The sequence below is a fragment of the Psychrobacter proteolyticus genome, from assembly GCF_039762275.1.
GTDB lineage: Bacteria > Pseudomonadota > Gammaproteobacteria > Pseudomonadales > Moraxellaceae > Psychrobacter > Psychrobacter proteolyticus_C.
In genome coordinates this window covers 133,532-150,208 of sequence record NZ_JBDLOB010000003.1, presented here as the reverse complement: position 1 = coordinate 150,208, position 16,677 = coordinate 133,532, and the positions used below count along the sequence as shown (strand labels likewise).

Here is a 16,677-nt window from a genome sequence, read left to right as displayed (position 1 = left end):
ACTATACGAGCGTAATACCGCTATTATCATTTGATAGGCTTGATCTAGCTTGGTGGTTGAGACACCTAAATAGCTAGACGATTAAATACCAAAACACATGGAATGTGAGCAGCTGTATAGTGACAAAGGTTGCCCCGCTGCTATTTACTTTCAAAACGCCATCTTGATATGGCATTTTAGTTTTACAAGGAATGTTTGATGAATAATACCGCGCTAGCATTACTGCCACTAGCCCTTGCTTACATTATGTTCACTCTAGGAGCAGGGCTAAAACTGAGTGATTTTAAGGTCATTGCCAAATATCCAAAAGCGTTCTTTGTCGGCTTAATCAATCAAGTTGTGTTGGTACCGTTGGTTGCGCTAGCAGTCGTATTGGTGACAGCTCCGCCACCAGCGATTGCTTTTGGGATTATGCTGATTAGTTTTTGCCCTGGCGGCGTCACTAGCAACATGCTGACCTACTATGCCAAAGGAAATGTCGCTCTCTCTATCGCGTTGACCGGTGTGGTCAGCATACTATCGGTCATTACATTGCCTATCTTAATTACGTTGGCTTTTGATCATTTTATGAAAGATCAGGCGAACTCTATTAGCGCGATAAAGATTGGCTTAGTCATGTTCTTATTGACTACATTGCCCGTATCTCTTGGTATGCTTGCTCGCCACAAATTTACTGACTTTATGGTACGTCGCAGCAGTCTGCTTAACGGCTTGGCTAGCGTGTTTTTTGTACTAATTGTCTTTGCTGCTATTGCCTCCAACTGGCAACTACTACAATCACAATTCACTCAAATTGGTTTAGAGCTGATCTTTATCATTGCTATTTTATTCGCTATTAGCATCTCGATCTCTAGAGTCCTAAAGCTCAGCTGGTATGATACCAAAACCATCTCGATAGAAACCAGTATCCAAAATAGCACGACGGCTATTACTTTAGCCCCTATCATCATGGGCGTGAGCACACTGCCTGTTATTGCGCTGCCTGCTGCTTTGTACGGTGTGCTGATGTATGTCGTTGCGCTGCCCGTTATTTTCCTAATCAAAAACAAGAACTGATGATAGCGAATGTAAGAAATAAAAAGCGCCCTTCTCAATAAGTGCCCGTCTAAATAAGCGCCCTTCCAAACATTGGATGGGCGTTTTTTTGAAATATGATTTAAATGATAGGAATATAGCTCGGTTTATAGACTGGTCAATACTCAATATTGAGTACATAATAAAATGCTACTGTTATCGCTTAATAGGACTCTATGATGCAAAAGCCGCTACTAATTATTGGTAATAAAAACTACTCATCTTGGTCGCTACGAGCGTGGCTATTGCTCAAGGCGTTCAATGTTGATTTTGATGAGCAACTTGTCGAGTTGTTTCATCCATCAGCACGTCCAACGCTCGAAGCACATTCGCCAACAGGTAAAGTGCCTATTTTAGTCTACGGTGAAAAAGATAATAAAGTAACCGTTTGGGACACCTTAGCGATTGCTATGCATGCTAATGAGTACTTTACGGATATTGATATTTGGACAGGTATTGATAAATCCAACGCTGAAAAACGAAATAATAACCAAAGTAGAATAAATAGCGCTTATTGCCAAAGCATCGTGGCTGAGATGCATTCGGGATTGACAGGTGTTCGTAACGAGATGCCGATGAATATACGAGCAACGGCTAAGATACAACCAAGTAGTGCTTGCTTAGCAGATATCGCTCGTATCGAAGACATCTTTGCCGATTGTTTAAAAGATCGCTCAGCAAACAGTTTCTTATTTGGAGATTTCACAGCAGCTGATGTCTTCTTTGCTCCAGTGGTGCTGCGATTACAGACTTATGCTGATGCATCTAATATTACTTTGCAGCCACTTACCAAGCAGTATTGTCAAACCATGCTAAATCATCCACACATACAGGCGTGGCAACAATCAGCACTGACAGAAACTCGTATTATTGAAGAAGATGAAGCAGGCGAGATAATATCGATAGCTGGCGTATTGGCGAATAACCATTCATTTTAGGCATAAATAATATCTTGCATAAAAAAAACCACTTCAGCTTAGCTAAAGTGGTTTTTTGTTTGATAAGATTTCGAGCATAACGTTTTACTGCTTTTGCTCTAATGCCTCTTTTACCGCTTTTTTACCCCATGCGCTCAAATCAAGGTCCAGCTTCTCATACTCTTGCGCATCGAACAACGGCTCTTTAACCCCCGATCTTAACTGACTTGCAAAGTCGTCAAGTAGACGCTTAGCTCGCGGAAATAACATTATCAAGGCCAATAAGTTTGCTAGCGCTAGCACGCCCATCAAAGGATCAGCGAAGAAGAACACTGCGGTTGCTGCAGGAGCCACTGCGCCCAAGAATAATACCGCAATCACAACAATTCGCAAAATCAGAGTCGCCATTTTGATATTCTTTTTGATCAAGAAATTAATGGCATTTTCACCCATATAATAGTTATACATGATAGAGCTTAGGGCAAATAGCAATATCGATATGGTGAGAATATACTGCGCCCAATCCCCAAGCTGGGTCGTTAGCGCCTGCTGTGCCAGTACAATACCATCGACTTCAGCACCTGGTTGATACACGCCGCTCAGTAAAATCATAAATGCGGTGGCACTACATACGATTATCGTATCAATAAATACAGATAATGACTGTGAGATACCTTGACTAACAGGATGAGTGGCGTAAGCGGTGGCGGCAATATTAGGCGCAGAACCTAGGCCTGCTTCATTAGAGAATAAACCACGCTTCATACCTTGCTCAATCGCCACACCAATACCACCGCCCACAACAGACTCAATGCCAAAAGCATTTTTGACAATCATTACCATCAGTGCAGGCAGTTCTGTAAAGTTAAACGCAATAATAATAAGTGCCATACTGATATAGATTAATGCCATAACAGGAATGACAACGTCGGCTACTTTTGCAATGCGCTGAATACCGCCAAAGACGATGAATCCGCCCGCAATCACCAGAACCAGACCCGTTATCCAGCGGTCAATCCCAAAACTTTCAAGTGCTGAGCCTGCTACCGTATTGCCTTGGAACGCCACAAACCCGATAGAAAAAGACAGTAGTAACGAGATCGCATAAATAACAGCAAGCCAGCGATAGTCTTTACCTAACCCATGTAAAATATAGGTTGCAGGGCCACCGCGAAAGTTGCCATCATTGTCTCTACGCTTGTAAAGCTGGGCTAAGCTACATTCCACAATGCTGGTCATCATGCCAATTAAGGCCACAACCCACATCCAGAATACCGCTCCCGGTCCTCCTAAAGAGATGGCAACCGCAACGCCAGCAATGTTACCGCCGCCTACACGTCCACCGATAGAAACGAGCAACGCCTGACGGGCAGAAATCCCGTCGTCTCCTACTTCATCCGTTTTGAACACACGGAACATTCGTTTAAAATATCTAAACTGGGCAAACCTACCTACGATGGTAAATAATAGACCAAAAATAATTAGCATAGGCACGAGCGCCCAGCCCCACGTTAGATCCCCGATTAGGGCGAAAAAAGCTTCAATGTATTCCATGCCTACTTTCCTTATAGTTCATGACGCTATGTTAGGTTTTATTGCATACATTATTGCATCAACACCACCAGTTTGTAATGCAAATGTCGAATTTGTAACGTAAATACTGATATTTTTTGATAGAAGTGGCGTTATTTGTTTACTTAAGAGTCTATTTTCTAAATATCAGGATTTTTTATATAGACGTATTTATGCGATAGCATAAAAAAAACCACCTCAACCGAGGTGGCCTTTTATACTGAAACTAAACTGAACAGCTTACTGCATAACCAAGTATTCAAAGGCTGACAATGCCGCTTTACTACCTTCACCCATCGCAATGTTAATCTGCTTAAATGGCACAGTGGTTACATCACCACAAGCAAAGATACCTTTACGATCTGTACGGCAGCGCTCATCGATTTCGATCTCACCAAAGCGGTTTAGATCAACAAAGCCTTTGATGAATCCAGTGTTTGGTACTAAACCAATCTGTACAAACACCCCTGATAAATCACGCTCATGAGTCTCACCTGTGCTGCGATCTTGGTAGACGATAGACGATACTTTACCATCAGTCGCTTTGATCTCTTGTGTCGCTGCACCAGTAATGAACTCGATGTTAGTTTTCTCTTTGGCTTTATTGATCAGTACTTGGTCAGCTTTTAATTCATCAGCGAACTCGAGTACAGTAACGTGATTGACGATACCTGCCAAATCTAGTGCTGCTTCAACACCTGAGTTACCACCGCCGATCACTGAGATATCTTTACCCTTGAAGAATGGACCATCACAATGCGCACAGAAAGCCACGCCTTTACCGATATTCTCTTCTTCACCCGGTACACCAAGCTTTCTCCACTGAGCACCTGTCGCCAAGATAATACTACGAGTATTAAACGTCTCACCAGTATTTAGATGGATACTGTAGTTCTCTTCTTCAGTCTCACCGATTTCTTTAACGCTCACATGCTCTTTTAGCGTGATGTTATATTCGGCTAAGTGCTTAACAAAGTTGGTCGATAAATCTGTACCATTGGTTAGCGGTACTGAAATCAAGTTCTCGATATCTTGCGTATCTTTTACCTGTCCACCGATACGATCAGCGACCATTGTAACTTTTAAACCTTTACGCGCTGTATAAATAGCAGCAGCCACACCTGCAGGGCCAGCACCGATGATAGTAACGTCTTGCTGCTCTAATTGCTCAGCATCATCTTCTACTTCTGACAATAAGTCAGGGAACTGCTCTTGCAATTTTCCGATCAATTTAGCAGTGTCGATTAAGCCGTTAGCAAATGGTTTACCATTCAAAAATACAGCTGGTACACCTTGGATTTTATTCGCTTCTACTTGCTCTTGGAACAATGCACCGTCGATCATATCGTTGCTGATACCATCGTTTAGTAGCGCAAACTGGTTCAATGCCTGAACGACTTCTGGGCAGCTATGGCATGACAATGACACGTAGGTCTGGAACTGTAGCGGCTTATTAAAGCGCTTAACTAGCTTTTGGATACCTTCATCCAACTTTAGCGTATGACCACCCGCTTGCAAAATCGCCAAAATCAATGACGTAAACTCATGACCACCTGGGATACCGCTAAATACGATACCAGTGTCGTTTGAGGCGCCATCAATGTGACTGACTACTTTGAAACTAATCGCACTAGGCAAACTATCGTCAGTTGCTTCTGCATCGAAGTTGATTTTGTCTGTCGTTCCAGCAATCTTGGTCAAAAAATCTACCAATTCTGCACGTTTTGCATGCGTACCATTACCTAATACAAAGGTAATTGGGCGTGTCATATTTTCGCTATAGCTCTTAACGGCATCTAATAAATTCTGATCTATCATGTTTGTTCCTCATTATGACTGAATATGTAACGGCAGCTGTCATGCTACGCGTTTAAATATGAAATAGTTGGTGTTAATAATTTTGTATAAAAGGTTATATATAGTGGGCTCTTGCCCTTTGATGTGCCTATTATCAAGCGTTTAGCGAGTTTCGGCAAGCTGAGAAACTCAAACTTTATGTTTTATAAAACCAATCGTTTATTGTTTTAAACAATTAAATATAAATACACAAACAAATGATAGTGATGGTACATGGTCTATTTTTTCGCTACAATCGAATGGTATTGATAGCAATATGCATTATCAATGTCGTGAAGTAACTACCTTTATTACCATTAAACTTTCACCCCTTCCAAACAAAGTCTCACCATCATAAGCGTCTTAACCATAACGTGCTTACGCTTATTCTAAGCTTGCACTAAATAACAAGGATGACAACATGACAATGACAGACACATGGCAAGATCACAGTGATATTATCGATGAGCTCAAGCAAAAGGACACGCATTTTGCGAGTATCTTTGACGAGCATACGACTCTAGATAGGCAAATTAATAAGCTTGAAAACGATGTGGTCAAGCATGCCAGTCGCGACGAAGAAATCGAACAGATGAAACGACGAAAGCTACAGCTTAAAGACGAGATTTATAAAACTATTGATAAAAATAAAGCACAGTCTCGCGCTTAATATTGCGTCTATACTTAGAGATATGCTGAAAAAATAATACTAACAATATCTATGCTTAAGACGTAAAAAGACCCCATCAACTTATGTTAATGGGGTCTTTACTTGTAACACTGACTTAAATTAGATGTTTAAGATACAGCGCTACTTTTATCTAAGTATGAAATACCTACTTAGATTTTACCAACTAGGTCAAGACTTGGCTTCAATGTGTCGCCGCCTTGTTCCCAAGCTGCTGGGCAAACTTCGCCGTCGTTTTCACGAACATACTGTGCTGCTTTCACTTTGCGTAGCATGTCTTTTGCACTACGGCCGATACCGCCAGCATGGATTTCAGCGACTTGGATCAAGCCATCAGGATCTACTAAGAATGTACCGCGCTCAGCCAAACCTGCTTCTTCAATCATGACGTTAAAGCCACGAGTGATTTTACCAGTAGGATCGCCGATCATTGGGTATTGTACTTTACCGATAGCTTCTGAAGAATCATGCCATGCTTTATGCGTGAAATGCGTGTCAGTAGATACTGAGTATACTTCAACACCAAGGCCTTTTAGCTCGTCATAATGAGCAGCCATGTCTTCTAATTCAGTTGGGCAAACAAACGTGAAATCAGCTGGGTAAAATAGGAAAATCGCCCAGTTGCCTTTTACGTCTTCTGAAGTGATGGTTTTGAACTCACCGTTTACGTATGCATCTGCTGAAAATTCTGGGATTGCTTGATTGATAATAGACGCCATGGTTGGCTCCTCTATAGTTGAGTAAATTGGAAATTATTTATATGGTTTTTTCAATTAGCCCTCTAGCTCTCTGGGCTACCTGATAAACTATACGCGAATTCTATGGTTAATCCAGTTAAAAGTTTTTAATGTGATGTTTTGTTTTATTAAACTTGTTAGACTATTATCTCTACATTTTATCATTGGTGCTTAATTGGTAATTTGCTACCTTATAAAGGTTGACCAAACATAATAAATTGCATTAAAAACCCATTAACAGAGAGGTTTTATGATTACTTTACGACAACTTGAGTTTGCCCTAGCCGTCGCCAAACATCGTCACTTTAAACGTGCTGCTGAGGATTGCAATATCTCGCAGTCCGCACTGAGTTTGGGTATCGCAGAACTAGAAAAACAGCTAGATACTCAGATTTTTGAGCGTAATAATAAACAGGTATTGATTACCCCTATCGGTCAAGATATCCTCACACGGGCGCAGCGAGTGTTTTCTGAAGTGAGCGATTTGACCACGCGTGCTCATAGCCATCAGATGCCACTTGCCTATCCTATGACTGTCGGTATTATTCCGACGATTGCGCCTTATTTGCTACCAAAAGTACTGCCTGCGCTGCGTGCTCAATATCCAGAGTTCCGTATGACCATCGTCGAGCAACAGACAGAGCGTTTGCTTGAACAAGTACGCTACGGTCATATCGACACCGCTATCATTGCGCTGCCGTATGCGGTAGATGGGCTACATAGTTTTGAGTTCTGGAGTGAAGACTTTTTTGCTGTATTTCCAAAAGATGACATACATGCCAAGCTTGATACCATCAATGCTGACGAACTGGCAACTGCCAACCTGATGTTACTTGGTGAAGGACATTGCCTAACTGACCAGACCCTGTCTGTCTGTCATTTCGACCGTGCACAAATGAAGTCAAGCTTTTCAGATGCCAGTTTAAATACTTTGATTCAAATGGCACTTGCCAATATGGGCACAACGCTAGTGCCTGAAATGGCGCTCGATCAGCTGCACCTGCAGAAACAAAATGCCGTCGCCATACCATTGGCTGAAGACGGGCCACATCGCCATATTGCCTTTGTCACCCGTCTGAACTATGCGCGTGTCGATGATGTTAGCTTGCTTGGTGAGGTGTTTAACAAAGCGTTTAAAGATGCGGTGGCTAACAAAGAGTAATCAAACCATTTGTACCACGGTCTTAGTGAAAGAATGACATATGAAAACTGCCTCAAATAATCATGATGAGCTTGGCAAATGCTTTGTACAGCATTTGTCAGCTATGACCAGCGATATCCTGCCAAAGCAAATAGATAGGCTGTGGCAAGATATCGTGACGCGCTATGGTGAACCACAACGTGCTTATCATACACTCAATCACATTGAGCAGTTATTGGTACAGTTTGAGAATATTAAACACTATCTTGCTGAGCCGCATATCACTGCATTGGCACTGTACTATCATGATGTGATATATGACCCAACACGCTCCGACAATGAGTTAAAAAGTGCAGATTTTGCAACAGATGCCTTAAGCCCTTATCTCAGTCCAGAGCAATGCCAACAGATCTATGCTCTTATTATGATGACCGCTAATCATCAAATAGATGAGTCGATAGATAGTGTTAAATACAGTGATGCGGCATACCTATTAGATATGGATTTGAGTATTTTGGGTGCACCTTGGCCTACCTACAAGCAGTATGCAAAGGCGATACGTCAAGAATATGCACACGTCGCAGATGATAACTACCGTGATGGGCGCACTGCAGTGCTACAAGGGTTACTAGCGCATCCCAAACTCTATCTGACTGATCATTACTATAATCAGTTAGAAACGCAAGCTCGAGATAATATCAACCATGAGCTTACTTTGCTCGCAGCTTTATAAATAGCTCACTACCTTGCCGCGCTGGATGTGAATTATAGCTAGGCTCCATAATCTCGATATCAAAATGACTTTGAAAACGCTGCTGGTATTCTTCCTTGCTGCCGCCAAATGGTGGCTCTTCCCGTCCAAAATCCGTGTCGAATAGCAACCCAACTAATTTGCCTTGCGGCTTTAACAGCCTTGCCATCTGTTGCACGTATTCATCACGGCGCGATGGATTAATCGCACAAAAAAACGTCTGCTCAAGTATCCAATCGAATTGATACTGCTCAGCTGACAAAATAAAAAAATCTGCACAGATCAAATGCTCAGAGGGGAAACTAGGATAGCGCTCTGCAAACGTCTCAATCGGTGAAGGGGCAAAGTCAACTAGCGTAACATTGGTAAAACCTTGCTCATATAAGTAACCTACCTCATAAGCGTTACCCGCACCCGCTACCAATATCGCTTGATCTTTTGCACACTCAGGTAACTGATCAATATAAGCTTTGAGCGGCGGTGACACTTGACCCATATCCCAGCCGATGCTGTCTCTCTCATAGCGCTGCTGCCAAAAATCTGCTTCACTGACGTTTTCCATATGACATCCCTGTATATAAACCTGTTTTTTAAACGACACGATTTGTACCGTTATTCCTTATCATATCAGGCTTATTCGGGTGTGTCCTTATTTTAAAAATGATGATAAAAATAGGACTTAGTGCTCTGCATAATGAAAGTTGCGCAGATGATATCGAGGTGTTTACTAGGGTTATTTAGAGGGTGAAATATTTAGGGAGTTGGGTGCTAGGTTTAATCTAGCTGTCCTGTCTTGCCCGCTAGTATATTATGCCATTGCTGATAATCTGGCATTGCTGTGGCAACGGTTTGCCAGAACGCACGGCTATGGTTGGCATGATGCAAGTGGCACAGCTCATGAACGATTACGTATTCGGTGCATTCGATAGGATAGGCAGGAAGATAAACCGATAGCCAAATTCGTTTTGCGCGCGTGTTGCAGCTGCCCCAGCGCGTGTGCATTTTTTTTAACCGTATTTCATTGGCATAAACGCCAACGATTGGCTGCCACTTTTCAAATATTGCAGGTGCGACTTCGGAGAGTTGTCGCCGATAATAGGTAATTTTTTTGTCAGGACTGAGCGTAAATGATTGCTCTGTACCCCATAACAAAACTGAGTTATTCGCAGCTGAATGGTCAGACGACGTATTCTGTCTACGTCTATATTGTTCTAATACTTGCGGGTGATTTGCAATAGCCCACGGCACCCGCTTAGCCACAGCATGCAACATTTGTGATGCACTGACATGCATCGGTGCAGAGACCATCAACGTATAAGGCTTTAAGCGAAAATTGATATTTTTAACACGCTTTTGACTGATATGTAGCTCGATGCCTGCCTGTGCAAGCTGCTGTCTAACAGTATCTAAATTGGTGTCTAAGCTAATGCTCTACCTCCTTGGCCGACTATTACTGCTGTTCTAGCAATAGTCGTTATTAATCGCCATGCCTGTGCGTCTGCCGCTCTTGTTGAATGTCACGTATTATAGTGCTTGCAAATGGTTGTCAAACGACATCATATGCAGTTGACTGTCTTTTATAATTCGCTCATGAGATTCGATGTCGTTTACGTCCAACTTTACTTCTGGTAAAGCATTTACTCTTAGCGCTGTTAACTGTCCTTGACCATCACTAACGATAAAGCCTGTCAGCTCGGCATGTTTATCAATTTTACTCATTGAAGCACTAGAATTAGCTAACACCGAAGCCCCTGCACAATCTGGCAGGCTTACATCATCAATCAGCTCGCGAGTATGCAAATCATAAATCGCCGCACAGCCACCAATCGGCGTGGTCACACAAAGTAGGTTACGCTCACTATCCACCGCCACGCTAGCGATATATTGGTGAAAACGTTGCCATTGATTATTTGGCATAGTGAGTGGTGTAAAACTGGCATCACCACGTTTATGAGTCAATACCAATGGTACATTGATATGTTTTTCACCTTGGAACTGAATACCGATCATCACTGTACCATCGTCGTGCATGGCTAAATGACGCACACTCATCTGATTATGTTCGGGAGTCACTTGCTCAAGCAGTGTGCCATCGTGACGATTCAAATAAACCAGTGAGGGTCGCATGGTATCTAGATTTAGCTCTTCGCGTGAGGCCTGCTCGGTTTTGATACCCCCATTTGCAATGACGAGCGTTTCGCTATCAGGATGCATAATCAGTTCATGCGGCCCGATACCATATGAGTCAAACTCTGCTACTTTTTGATAAGCATCATGGGCATCATAGATACCAATTTTACCTGCCAAACTCACTGTGTCGTTCTCAGTTACGTAGAGCAAGCTGCCATCTAAGCTATAGCAAGCATGACCATAAAAGTGACGGTTTACATCAGCTGTAATCGCATGCTGTACTTGCCCATTTGACGTATTAAGTACCCAGAATTTTTCGCTTGGACGACGACCTATGACGACGACATCACGTCTTTGATCCACATTGCTATACTGAGTTTGAGCTTCATATATATTGACAGGCAGAGGCTGAACAACGATGTCGTGGACACGCTCAGGCATAGTCGTTTGCCAAACGATTTGTCTGTCGGCATCAATACCTACCACACCAAAGTCGTGCTCATTCTGGCTTAATGTAGCCTGACCTTTTGGCATGGATGCGACGCCACTGACCCAACTGACTGGTCGTGCCAGCATCGTTGTCGTATGCATGACAGCAAAGTCAGGCGTGTTACTTTTACCATCACCTACAGCATGATAAGCCTGCTTCCATGTTGCCGCTGCTTGCTCACAAGCATAGCGCAAGCGCGAAAGTTTCGGCGTTGAATCAGGTGCCGCTCGTAATGTCTGCAACTGTGTACGAATACCATCTACATAATCTTGTAGACTGGCATCTGGATGCTGCTGCTTACGATAACGATGGTGAATACCGACCAGCGCCGCCGTACCAAATGCTGTCAGCACTGAAGTCGTCAAAAGCTTATGAGCTGACGAAGTGCTCCCGGACCGATTAGACCTATTCATATGGTCATAAGTCTGGACTGCTGACACTGCTGTACCCGCTTCGATAGTAGACATTGTCTAATCGCCATCAGTGCTGTTAAAGCCCACGCGAATACCAAGTGCTGGGATTAACTGGCGTTTAATCAGACGAGTGACATCAGTCAGATGATCGTATAACGCTTGTTGGTCGTCCTTACTAGCCTCTGATAAATCTTCTGGCATTTGTGCCAATAATGCGGTTGTATCAGCCAATGTAGTTGATAGATTATCCGAAACTTTGTTTTCGTCATTGCTGCCAAGAATAGCCGTCAACACAGGGTCAGTCATGGCTTTATTAATTGTATCTAACTTAGCATTGATGATAGCGCGGCTTTGACCAGCAGTAGCAGCAGGTAAATGACCTTTTGCTTTCCCTGTTAGACCGAATGGCTGATCAATGGCATTAGACTTCATGGTTTCAATCAATGATAGTAGAGAGTTAATCCACTGATTTAGGCCTCTATCGCTTTCTGCTGTTTTGTCTATCGCCAATAAATCAGTCGCGTTTTGCTGCCAGTTTTTCTCGATGTCTTTTAGACGCGTGCTCAACGCACTACTGGCGCTAATCACATAAGCACACTGACTAGCATCTAAACTGTCATTGGCAAACAAAGCCTCTTCTAATCCTGGCACGCCTTGTACGATAGCACTCTCGCCAGCAAGCTGCTCTGGCGTTAGTTTTGGATTGGCTGCGATTAAGTCAGCCACACCACTATGTACGAGTCCGCGCTCGTCAGGATAGTAGTTAATGTATAGATTACTCATGCTAGCAGTCGCAGGACCAAAGTTGACCATCTCAGCACTTGACCATGCTTGTGCCAATACTAGCCACTGTGCACGTAATGCTTGTAGCTCATCGCCACTTACGGGTGCTTGGGTACAATGTTTCTGCGCTAGTTCGTTCAACAGATCGCTTTGCTTTGCTGCATCAGCATACGCAGGAATCACGATATCGTCTGCCACATGCGTCAAGTACGTTTTTGCAGTCTCAGGGCTGATATCTACTGCAACGATTTGCTCAGTACTTTCTTTGCCGTTCTCTACTGAGCTGTCAGTAGCTGCACTGTCTTGCACAACTTTTTGGCTGTCTACATCTGCAGCTTTGTTGTCATCGGCAGGTTTGACACAACTGATTAGCAGTCCAGCACTCAATGCAGATAGCGCCATTGCTAAAGCGTGGTTTATTTTCATAGGTTTCTCGGTAATGTTATAGGTAGTAATTTATAGCGTTTTTATACTGATCTTATAATAGCAACTTTATTACAGTGATTTTATTACAGCGACTTTAGAAACGCATTAAGCTCTGCGCGACCTTGTTTGTCCAACTTCAATACTTGTTGCTTTTGCTTTTCGGCTTCTCCGCCATGCCATAAAACAGCTTCCATCAACGTACGGGCACGGCCATCATGCAAAAACGTTGCTTGAGGATCAACTGTCTGCGCAAGCCCCACGCCCCAAAGTGCTGGCGTACGCCATTCATAAGAGTTGGCTAAAAATTCAACTTGGGCATCTTTTGGTGGTAGTTTGCCAGCAATCGTACGATCAGCGAGATCATCGCCCATATCGTGCAATAGCAAATCTGTGTAAGGATAAATCACTTGTCCATGCTGCTCAAGATGATCATCGTCGGTTTTTGGCAACTGATATCTTGGCGTATGGCAACTTTGACAACCCATGTCATAAAAACGCTTTTTGCCAGCCAGCACAAGCTTATCATCTGCATTACGGCGATGCGGCACTGCTAGATTGCGAGTATAAAACTCTACAAACTTAGCAACCTCATCATTTACTTCAACAGGTGATTTACCATTGCCCTGCTCATCAGCACCTGTCGCTGCATTTAGGCAAGCGGTCTGCGTTGGCATACAGGATTCATTAGGGCGGATGTTCGACGTCAGACCCATGTCTTCGTTAAAGGCACTTTGGTTTTGGGTAATCAGCTTGGTTTGACCCGCTTTCCACCCGAATCGTCCAAGCGCACGCTTACCGGTTTGCGGATCCATGACCCAGTTAAATTTACCACTGATATCACCATTGCTACTGTCGCTGGCTTGCTTTTTAATGTCATCGTCAGGTATCTGCTCTAGTAGCCCAAGCCCAATCATTGGTAGCGCAACACGCGGCGATACCATCATGTCATCGTCAAAAGCACCGTAACCAGGTTTGGTCAAATTAAACGTTGGCGCACGCAGCGTCTCGACATATCCGTCAGCAAAGGTAACTGGTTTATCTGTCCACTGCACCGCAATTCTTGCTTCAGCAGGCACGCCCTGAATACCGCGATCTTGTAGCTGCCCACCATACATAGGATGAACCACCTTTTCAATCAGCGAATCCTGTAGCTGCTGACGTTGCTCATCGGTCGTCGCAGGCATAGACAGACGAATCAATAAACTATCAGCATCGTCATCGGCAGTCATCGGCGCATGACCTCGTCCATCTTTGACATGACAAGACTGGCAAGCGGCCACATTGAATAATGCGCCCAGTCCATCACGACTATCAGTACTAGCAGGTGCAACGACCCATGGCTGCTTAAAGAACGCATTACCAATAAAGAACGACCCTTTTCGAGAAGCTGCTAGATTCGATGAAGGCTTCGAGTAGCTCTCAGCACTGCTAATGCTAATACCAGAGTCGCCACCTTGCTTGATCTCTTGAGGGTCAAAGCTTACCAGTTGCTGCATCGGCACGCCTGCTAGTACTTCTATATTTTTGGCGTGTTCGGACGACAGCGATTGGCTGTTTTCACTGCTGCTTTTATTACTTGAGACCTGCTCTGAAGTAACATCAGAAACATCGCCAGAAGCGTCGTCAGAAACGCTATCAGATGGTTGACACGCACTGATAGCCATTGCACTGGCGATAATTAGCGCAAGCTTAGAAGGTATATGTCGTAGGATTTGAGCAGCAAGAGGAGAATCAGAGGGATTAACATAATTGGCGTTCATAGAAATTCAGTGCCTTAGCGCTAGAGTAGAACCATTAAAATTTTGTCATACCATCTCATTATATGTTGTCGCAATCATTGCTTATCGACATATAATGAGATGGTACACCGGCCAATTGGCTTATTTAATGCTCGTAAAAATGCGTTGCCAACGGTGGCTGACAACGCACGTATTATATCTAATCTAAGTATCTAATAAACAGCGGTTACTGACCTATAACGACTAATAAAACGTCTCAAAGCCAATGAAAGGCTTTTAAATAAGGGCCGCTAGCTTAAATTTTTCTTAAAACTGTGACCCGGCATCTGCATCTAGGTTATCGATACCAACGGCTTTTGCAGCGTTTTCGATACTGGCCGTCAGCTCTTGTAAGCTAGTGATGCCCGCTTCAACCCATCCACGACGGACATTTTGTTCTTCAGCAGAGATACCCTCTTGGCTGGCTTGACCGACAGTTGCAATCATCTGGTCAATCTTGATGCCATCTTTTTCACCTTTTTCAACGATAACGTTGAACGCGCCTTCTACTTTGTTGAATTCAGCAGCCAATTTATCAGCGGCTTCTGTGTGTCCGTTATCCGTTAGATAATCTTTGATACCGTAGCCGCCCACTGTTTTACCAGCGACTGTTGTATAGCTACCATTGAAGACGTTTTGGATACCGCGCGCATTATTGGCATAGCTCAAATGGGTCAAATCACTAAAGCATTCGTGCTCATCTTCAGTAGAGCCAGTAACAAAAGCGACCTGCATACGCTCAGACGCAAGCTCACCTAATGCTAAGCTGCCCATTTGATACATAATTTGGCGCAGACCATTGTCATATTTGCGCGCTATCAAATCACTACGCAAAGTATTTTCAGTATCAGGCTGCCACTGGGCTTCCATCGCTGTCAAATCATCAACCAATAGTTGAGTTGCAGCAGTTAAGAATTCCCCGCGACGCTCACAGATATTGGCATCTTCATTGACAGTCTCACCACTAGTACACTGTCCGGCTTCAGTCGCATAGTCAGTGACTGGGCGATTACCTGCGCCTTCTTTTACGCCATTGTTGTCTTGACCCCACAGCATAAACTCAATCGCATGATAGCCAGTCGTTACGTTGGCTTCACTACCACCGATTTCATTCATTTCTGCGAGTAGCTCAGGTGTAATCGTACTGGTATCTTGCTTGATACTACCAACAGTAATGCTGTCGCTATTGATGATGTTTTCTTGGCTGTTATATTCGCCTTCGTAGTCATCACCAACATAATCAATCAATGCTTCATCAAGTGGCCAAGCATTGATCTGCCCTTCCCAGCTATCGATACTGTTGATAGCACGTTTGTCATTGGCAGTCACAAAGCCTTCATCAAAACGGAAAATCTCAGTTTGTGAATACGGTTGACGTGCTGCTTTATAGGCAGCCTTTGCAGCATCAAGGTTTTCTTGTGTTGGGGTGGCCACGTATGTTTCTACCGCAGTTTGTAGCGCTTTAGCCGTATCTAACGAATCTTTATAAGCGGCGTGTGCCATATTTGCATAACTGATAATCAATCTATCAATATGTGCTTTTTCGGCAGCAGTCATCTCTGTATTATCAGCCGTCTCTGTGTTTGCTACTTCTGTTTGCGTTTCTGTCGCAGCATTGGTGTCTTCATCGGCTTGCTTTGTACAGCCCGACACCATTAACAATCCTGCAAGTGCAACAGCTAAAGTAGTTGGTAAAAGCTTACGGCTCGTTACTGTGGTAATCGTCATACATATCCTCAAGAAATATAGCAAAAAATTCGTTTTGGTTAAGTAGCCTCAATTATTTTGATAATCAAGCCATGTTACAGCAGGCTATCTTAGTCATGCACATTGACTCTCAGTGCGCACGATAAGACGTTTAATATTGCATCAATAGCAAACACTGACAAATTATAGTGTTATTGATAATCATTATCAATATTTAATTTAATATTAACTATA

14 protein-coding genes are annotated in these 16,677 nt (G+C 43.4%); 5 read left to right on the top strand and 9 right to left on the bottom strand.

The features are described from left to right. The first annotated feature begins 198 nt into the window (after positions 1-198). A complete protein-coding gene (locus tag ABFV72_RS06440; protein ID WP_347162882.1) occupies positions 199-1,056 on the top strand; it encodes a bile acid:sodium symporter family protein in 858 nt (285 codons plus the stop codon). A 197-nt stretch (positions 1,057-1,253) separates the two neighbouring features. Next, on the top strand, positions 1,254-2,012 hold the full coding sequence (locus ABFV72_RS06435; RefSeq protein WP_347162881.1) for a glutathione S-transferase family protein: 759 nt from the start codon (positions 1,254-1,256) through the stop codon (positions 2,010-2,012). Between the two features lie 84 nt (positions 2,013-2,096). On the opposite strand, the gene ABFV72_RS06430 is transcribed toward ABFV72_RS06435, so the two are convergent. Both ABFV72_RS06430 and ahpF read right to left on the bottom strand, forming a co-directional pair. Further along, positions 2,097-3,545 carry an alanine/glycine:cation symporter family protein gene (locus ABFV72_RS06430; protein WP_347162880.1) on the bottom strand — a complete coding sequence of 483 codons (1,449 nt, stop codon included), beginning with the start codon at positions 3,543-3,545 and terminating at the stop codon, positions 2,097-2,099. Positions 3,546-3,803: 258 nt separating this feature from the next. Continuing rightward, positions 3,804-5,381, bottom strand: a complete 1,578-nt coding sequence (gene ahpF, locus ABFV72_RS06425) for an alkyl hydroperoxide reductase subunit F (protein ID WP_347162879.1) — start codon at positions 5,379-5,381, stop codon at positions 3,804-3,806. Between the two features lie 439 nt (positions 5,382-5,820). Between ahpF and ABFV72_RS06420 the strand changes: the two genes are divergently transcribed. Then, positions 5,821-6,069 (top strand): YdcH family protein, encoded by a 249-nt coding sequence (locus ABFV72_RS06420; protein WP_057761532.1) that lies wholly within the window; start codon positions 5,821-5,823, stop codon positions 6,067-6,069. A gap of 170 nt (positions 6,070-6,239) precedes the next feature. Here the strand turns inward: ABFV72_RS06420 and ahpC are convergent, their stop codons facing one another. Then, positions 6,240-6,806, bottom strand: coding sequence for an alkyl hydroperoxide reductase subunit C (gene ahpC, locus ABFV72_RS06415; RefSeq protein WP_058025494.1), 567 nt, complete (start codon positions 6,804-6,806; stop codon positions 6,240-6,242). 268 nt (positions 6,807-7,074) lie between these two features. Here ahpC and ABFV72_RS06410 point away from each other — a divergent pair, with 268 nt between their 5' ends. Continuing rightward, the gene (locus ABFV72_RS06410; RefSeq protein WP_347162878.1) at positions 7,075-7,986 is read left to right on the top strand and encodes a hydrogen peroxide-inducible genes activator; all 912 of its coding nucleotides are present in this window, start codon (positions 7,075-7,077) and stop codon (positions 7,984-7,986) included. 40 nt (positions 7,987-8,026) lie between these two features. After that, the gene (locus ABFV72_RS06405; RefSeq protein WP_347162877.1) at positions 8,027-8,698 is read left to right on the top strand and encodes an HD domain-containing protein; all 672 of its coding nucleotides are present in this window, start codon (positions 8,027-8,029) and stop codon (positions 8,696-8,698) included. On the opposite strand, the gene ABFV72_RS06400 is transcribed toward ABFV72_RS06405, so the two are convergent. From ABFV72_RS06400 to ABFV72_RS06375, 6 genes are all read right to left on the bottom strand, one after another. Further along, entirely contained in the window at positions 8,676-9,278 is a 603-nt protein-coding gene (locus tag ABFV72_RS06400) for a methyltransferase domain-containing protein (protein WP_347162876.1), read from the bottom strand. The genes ABFV72_RS06405 and ABFV72_RS06400 overlap by 23 nt on opposite strands. A gap of 212 nt (positions 9,279-9,490) precedes the next feature. Next, the gene (locus tag ABFV72_RS06395; protein ID WP_347163057.1) at positions 9,491-10,024 is read right to left on the bottom strand and encodes a M48 family metallopeptidase; all 534 of its coding nucleotides are present in this window, start codon (positions 10,022-10,024) and stop codon (positions 9,491-9,493) included. A 216-nt stretch (positions 10,025-10,240) separates the two neighbouring features. Continuing rightward, positions 10,241-11,803: a DUF1513 domain-containing protein gene (locus tag ABFV72_RS06390; RefSeq protein WP_347162875.1), complete on the bottom strand. Its 1,563-nt coding sequence runs from the start codon at positions 11,801-11,803 to the stop codon at positions 10,241-10,243. Between the two features lie 3 nt (positions 11,804-11,806). Continuing rightward, positions 11,807-12,958, bottom strand: coding sequence for an imelysin family protein (locus tag ABFV72_RS06385; protein ID WP_347162874.1), 1,152 nt, complete (start codon positions 12,956-12,958; stop codon positions 11,807-11,809). A gap of 83 nt (positions 12,959-13,041) precedes the next feature. Beyond that, positions 13,042-14,718, bottom strand: a complete 1,677-nt coding sequence (locus ABFV72_RS06380) for a di-heme oxidoredictase family protein (protein WP_431192083.1) — start codon at positions 14,716-14,718, stop codon at positions 13,042-13,044. Positions 14,719-15,003: 285 nt separating this feature from the next. After that, positions 15,004-16,464, bottom strand: a complete 1,461-nt coding sequence (locus ABFV72_RS06375; RefSeq protein WP_347162873.1) for an imelysin family protein — start codon at positions 16,462-16,464, stop codon at positions 15,004-15,006. Positions 16,465-16,677: the final 213 nt, after the last annotated feature.

What these genes read in the sequence shown, in the direction of transcription:
- ABFV72_RS06405 (WP_347162877.1), top strand. Translation starts at nt 8,027, where the DNA reads ATGAAAACTGCCTCAAATAATCATGATGAGCTTGGCAAATGCTTTGTA.
- ABFV72_RS06400 (WP_347162876.1), bottom strand. Translation starts at nt 9,278, where the DNA reads ATGGAAAACGTCAGTGAAGCAGATTTTTGGCAGCAGCGCTATGAGAGA.
- ABFV72_RS06430 (WP_347162880.1), bottom strand. Translation starts at nt 3,545, where the DNA reads ATGGAATACATTGAAGCTTTTTTCGCCCTAATCGGGGATCTAACGTGG.
- ahpF (WP_347162879.1), bottom strand. Translation starts at nt 5,381, where the DNA reads ATGATAGATCAGAATTTATTAGATGCCGTTAAGAGCTATAGCGAAAAT.
- ahpC (WP_058025494.1), bottom strand. Translation starts at nt 6,806, where the DNA reads ATGGCGTCTATTATCAATCAAGCAATCCCAGAATTTTCAGCAGATGCA.
- ABFV72_RS06410 (WP_347162878.1), top strand. Translation starts at nt 7,075, where the DNA reads ATGATTACTTTACGACAACTTGAGTTTGCCCTAGCCGTCGCCAAACAT.
- ABFV72_RS06380 (WP_431192083.1), bottom strand. Translation starts at nt 14,718, where the DNA reads ATGAACGCCAATTATGTTAATCCCTCTGATTCTCCTCTTGCTGCTCAA.
- ABFV72_RS06385 (WP_347162874.1), bottom strand. Translation starts at nt 12,958, where the DNA reads ATGAAAATAAACCACGCTTTAGCAATGGCGCTATCTGCATTGAGTGCT.
- ABFV72_RS06440 (WP_347162882.1), top strand. Translation starts at nt 199, where the DNA reads ATGAATAATACCGCGCTAGCATTACTGCCACTAGCCCTTGCTTACATT.
- ABFV72_RS06420 (WP_057761532.1), top strand. Translation starts at nt 5,821, where the DNA reads ATGACAATGACAGACACATGGCAAGATCACAGTGATATTATCGATGAG.
- ABFV72_RS06375 (WP_347162873.1), bottom strand. Translation starts at nt 16,464, where the DNA reads ATGACGATTACCACAGTAACGAGCCGTAAGCTTTTACCAACTACTTTA.
- ABFV72_RS06395 (WP_347163057.1), bottom strand. Translation starts at nt 10,024, where the DNA reads ATGGTCTCTGCACCGATGCATGTCAGTGCATCACAAATGTTGCATGCT.
- ABFV72_RS06390 (WP_347162875.1), bottom strand. Translation starts at nt 11,803, where the DNA reads ATGTCTACTATCGAAGCGGGTACAGCAGTGTCAGCAGTCCAGACTTAT.
- ABFV72_RS06435 (WP_347162881.1), top strand. Translation starts at nt 1,254, where the DNA reads ATGCAAAAGCCGCTACTAATTATTGGTAATAAAAACTACTCATCTTGG.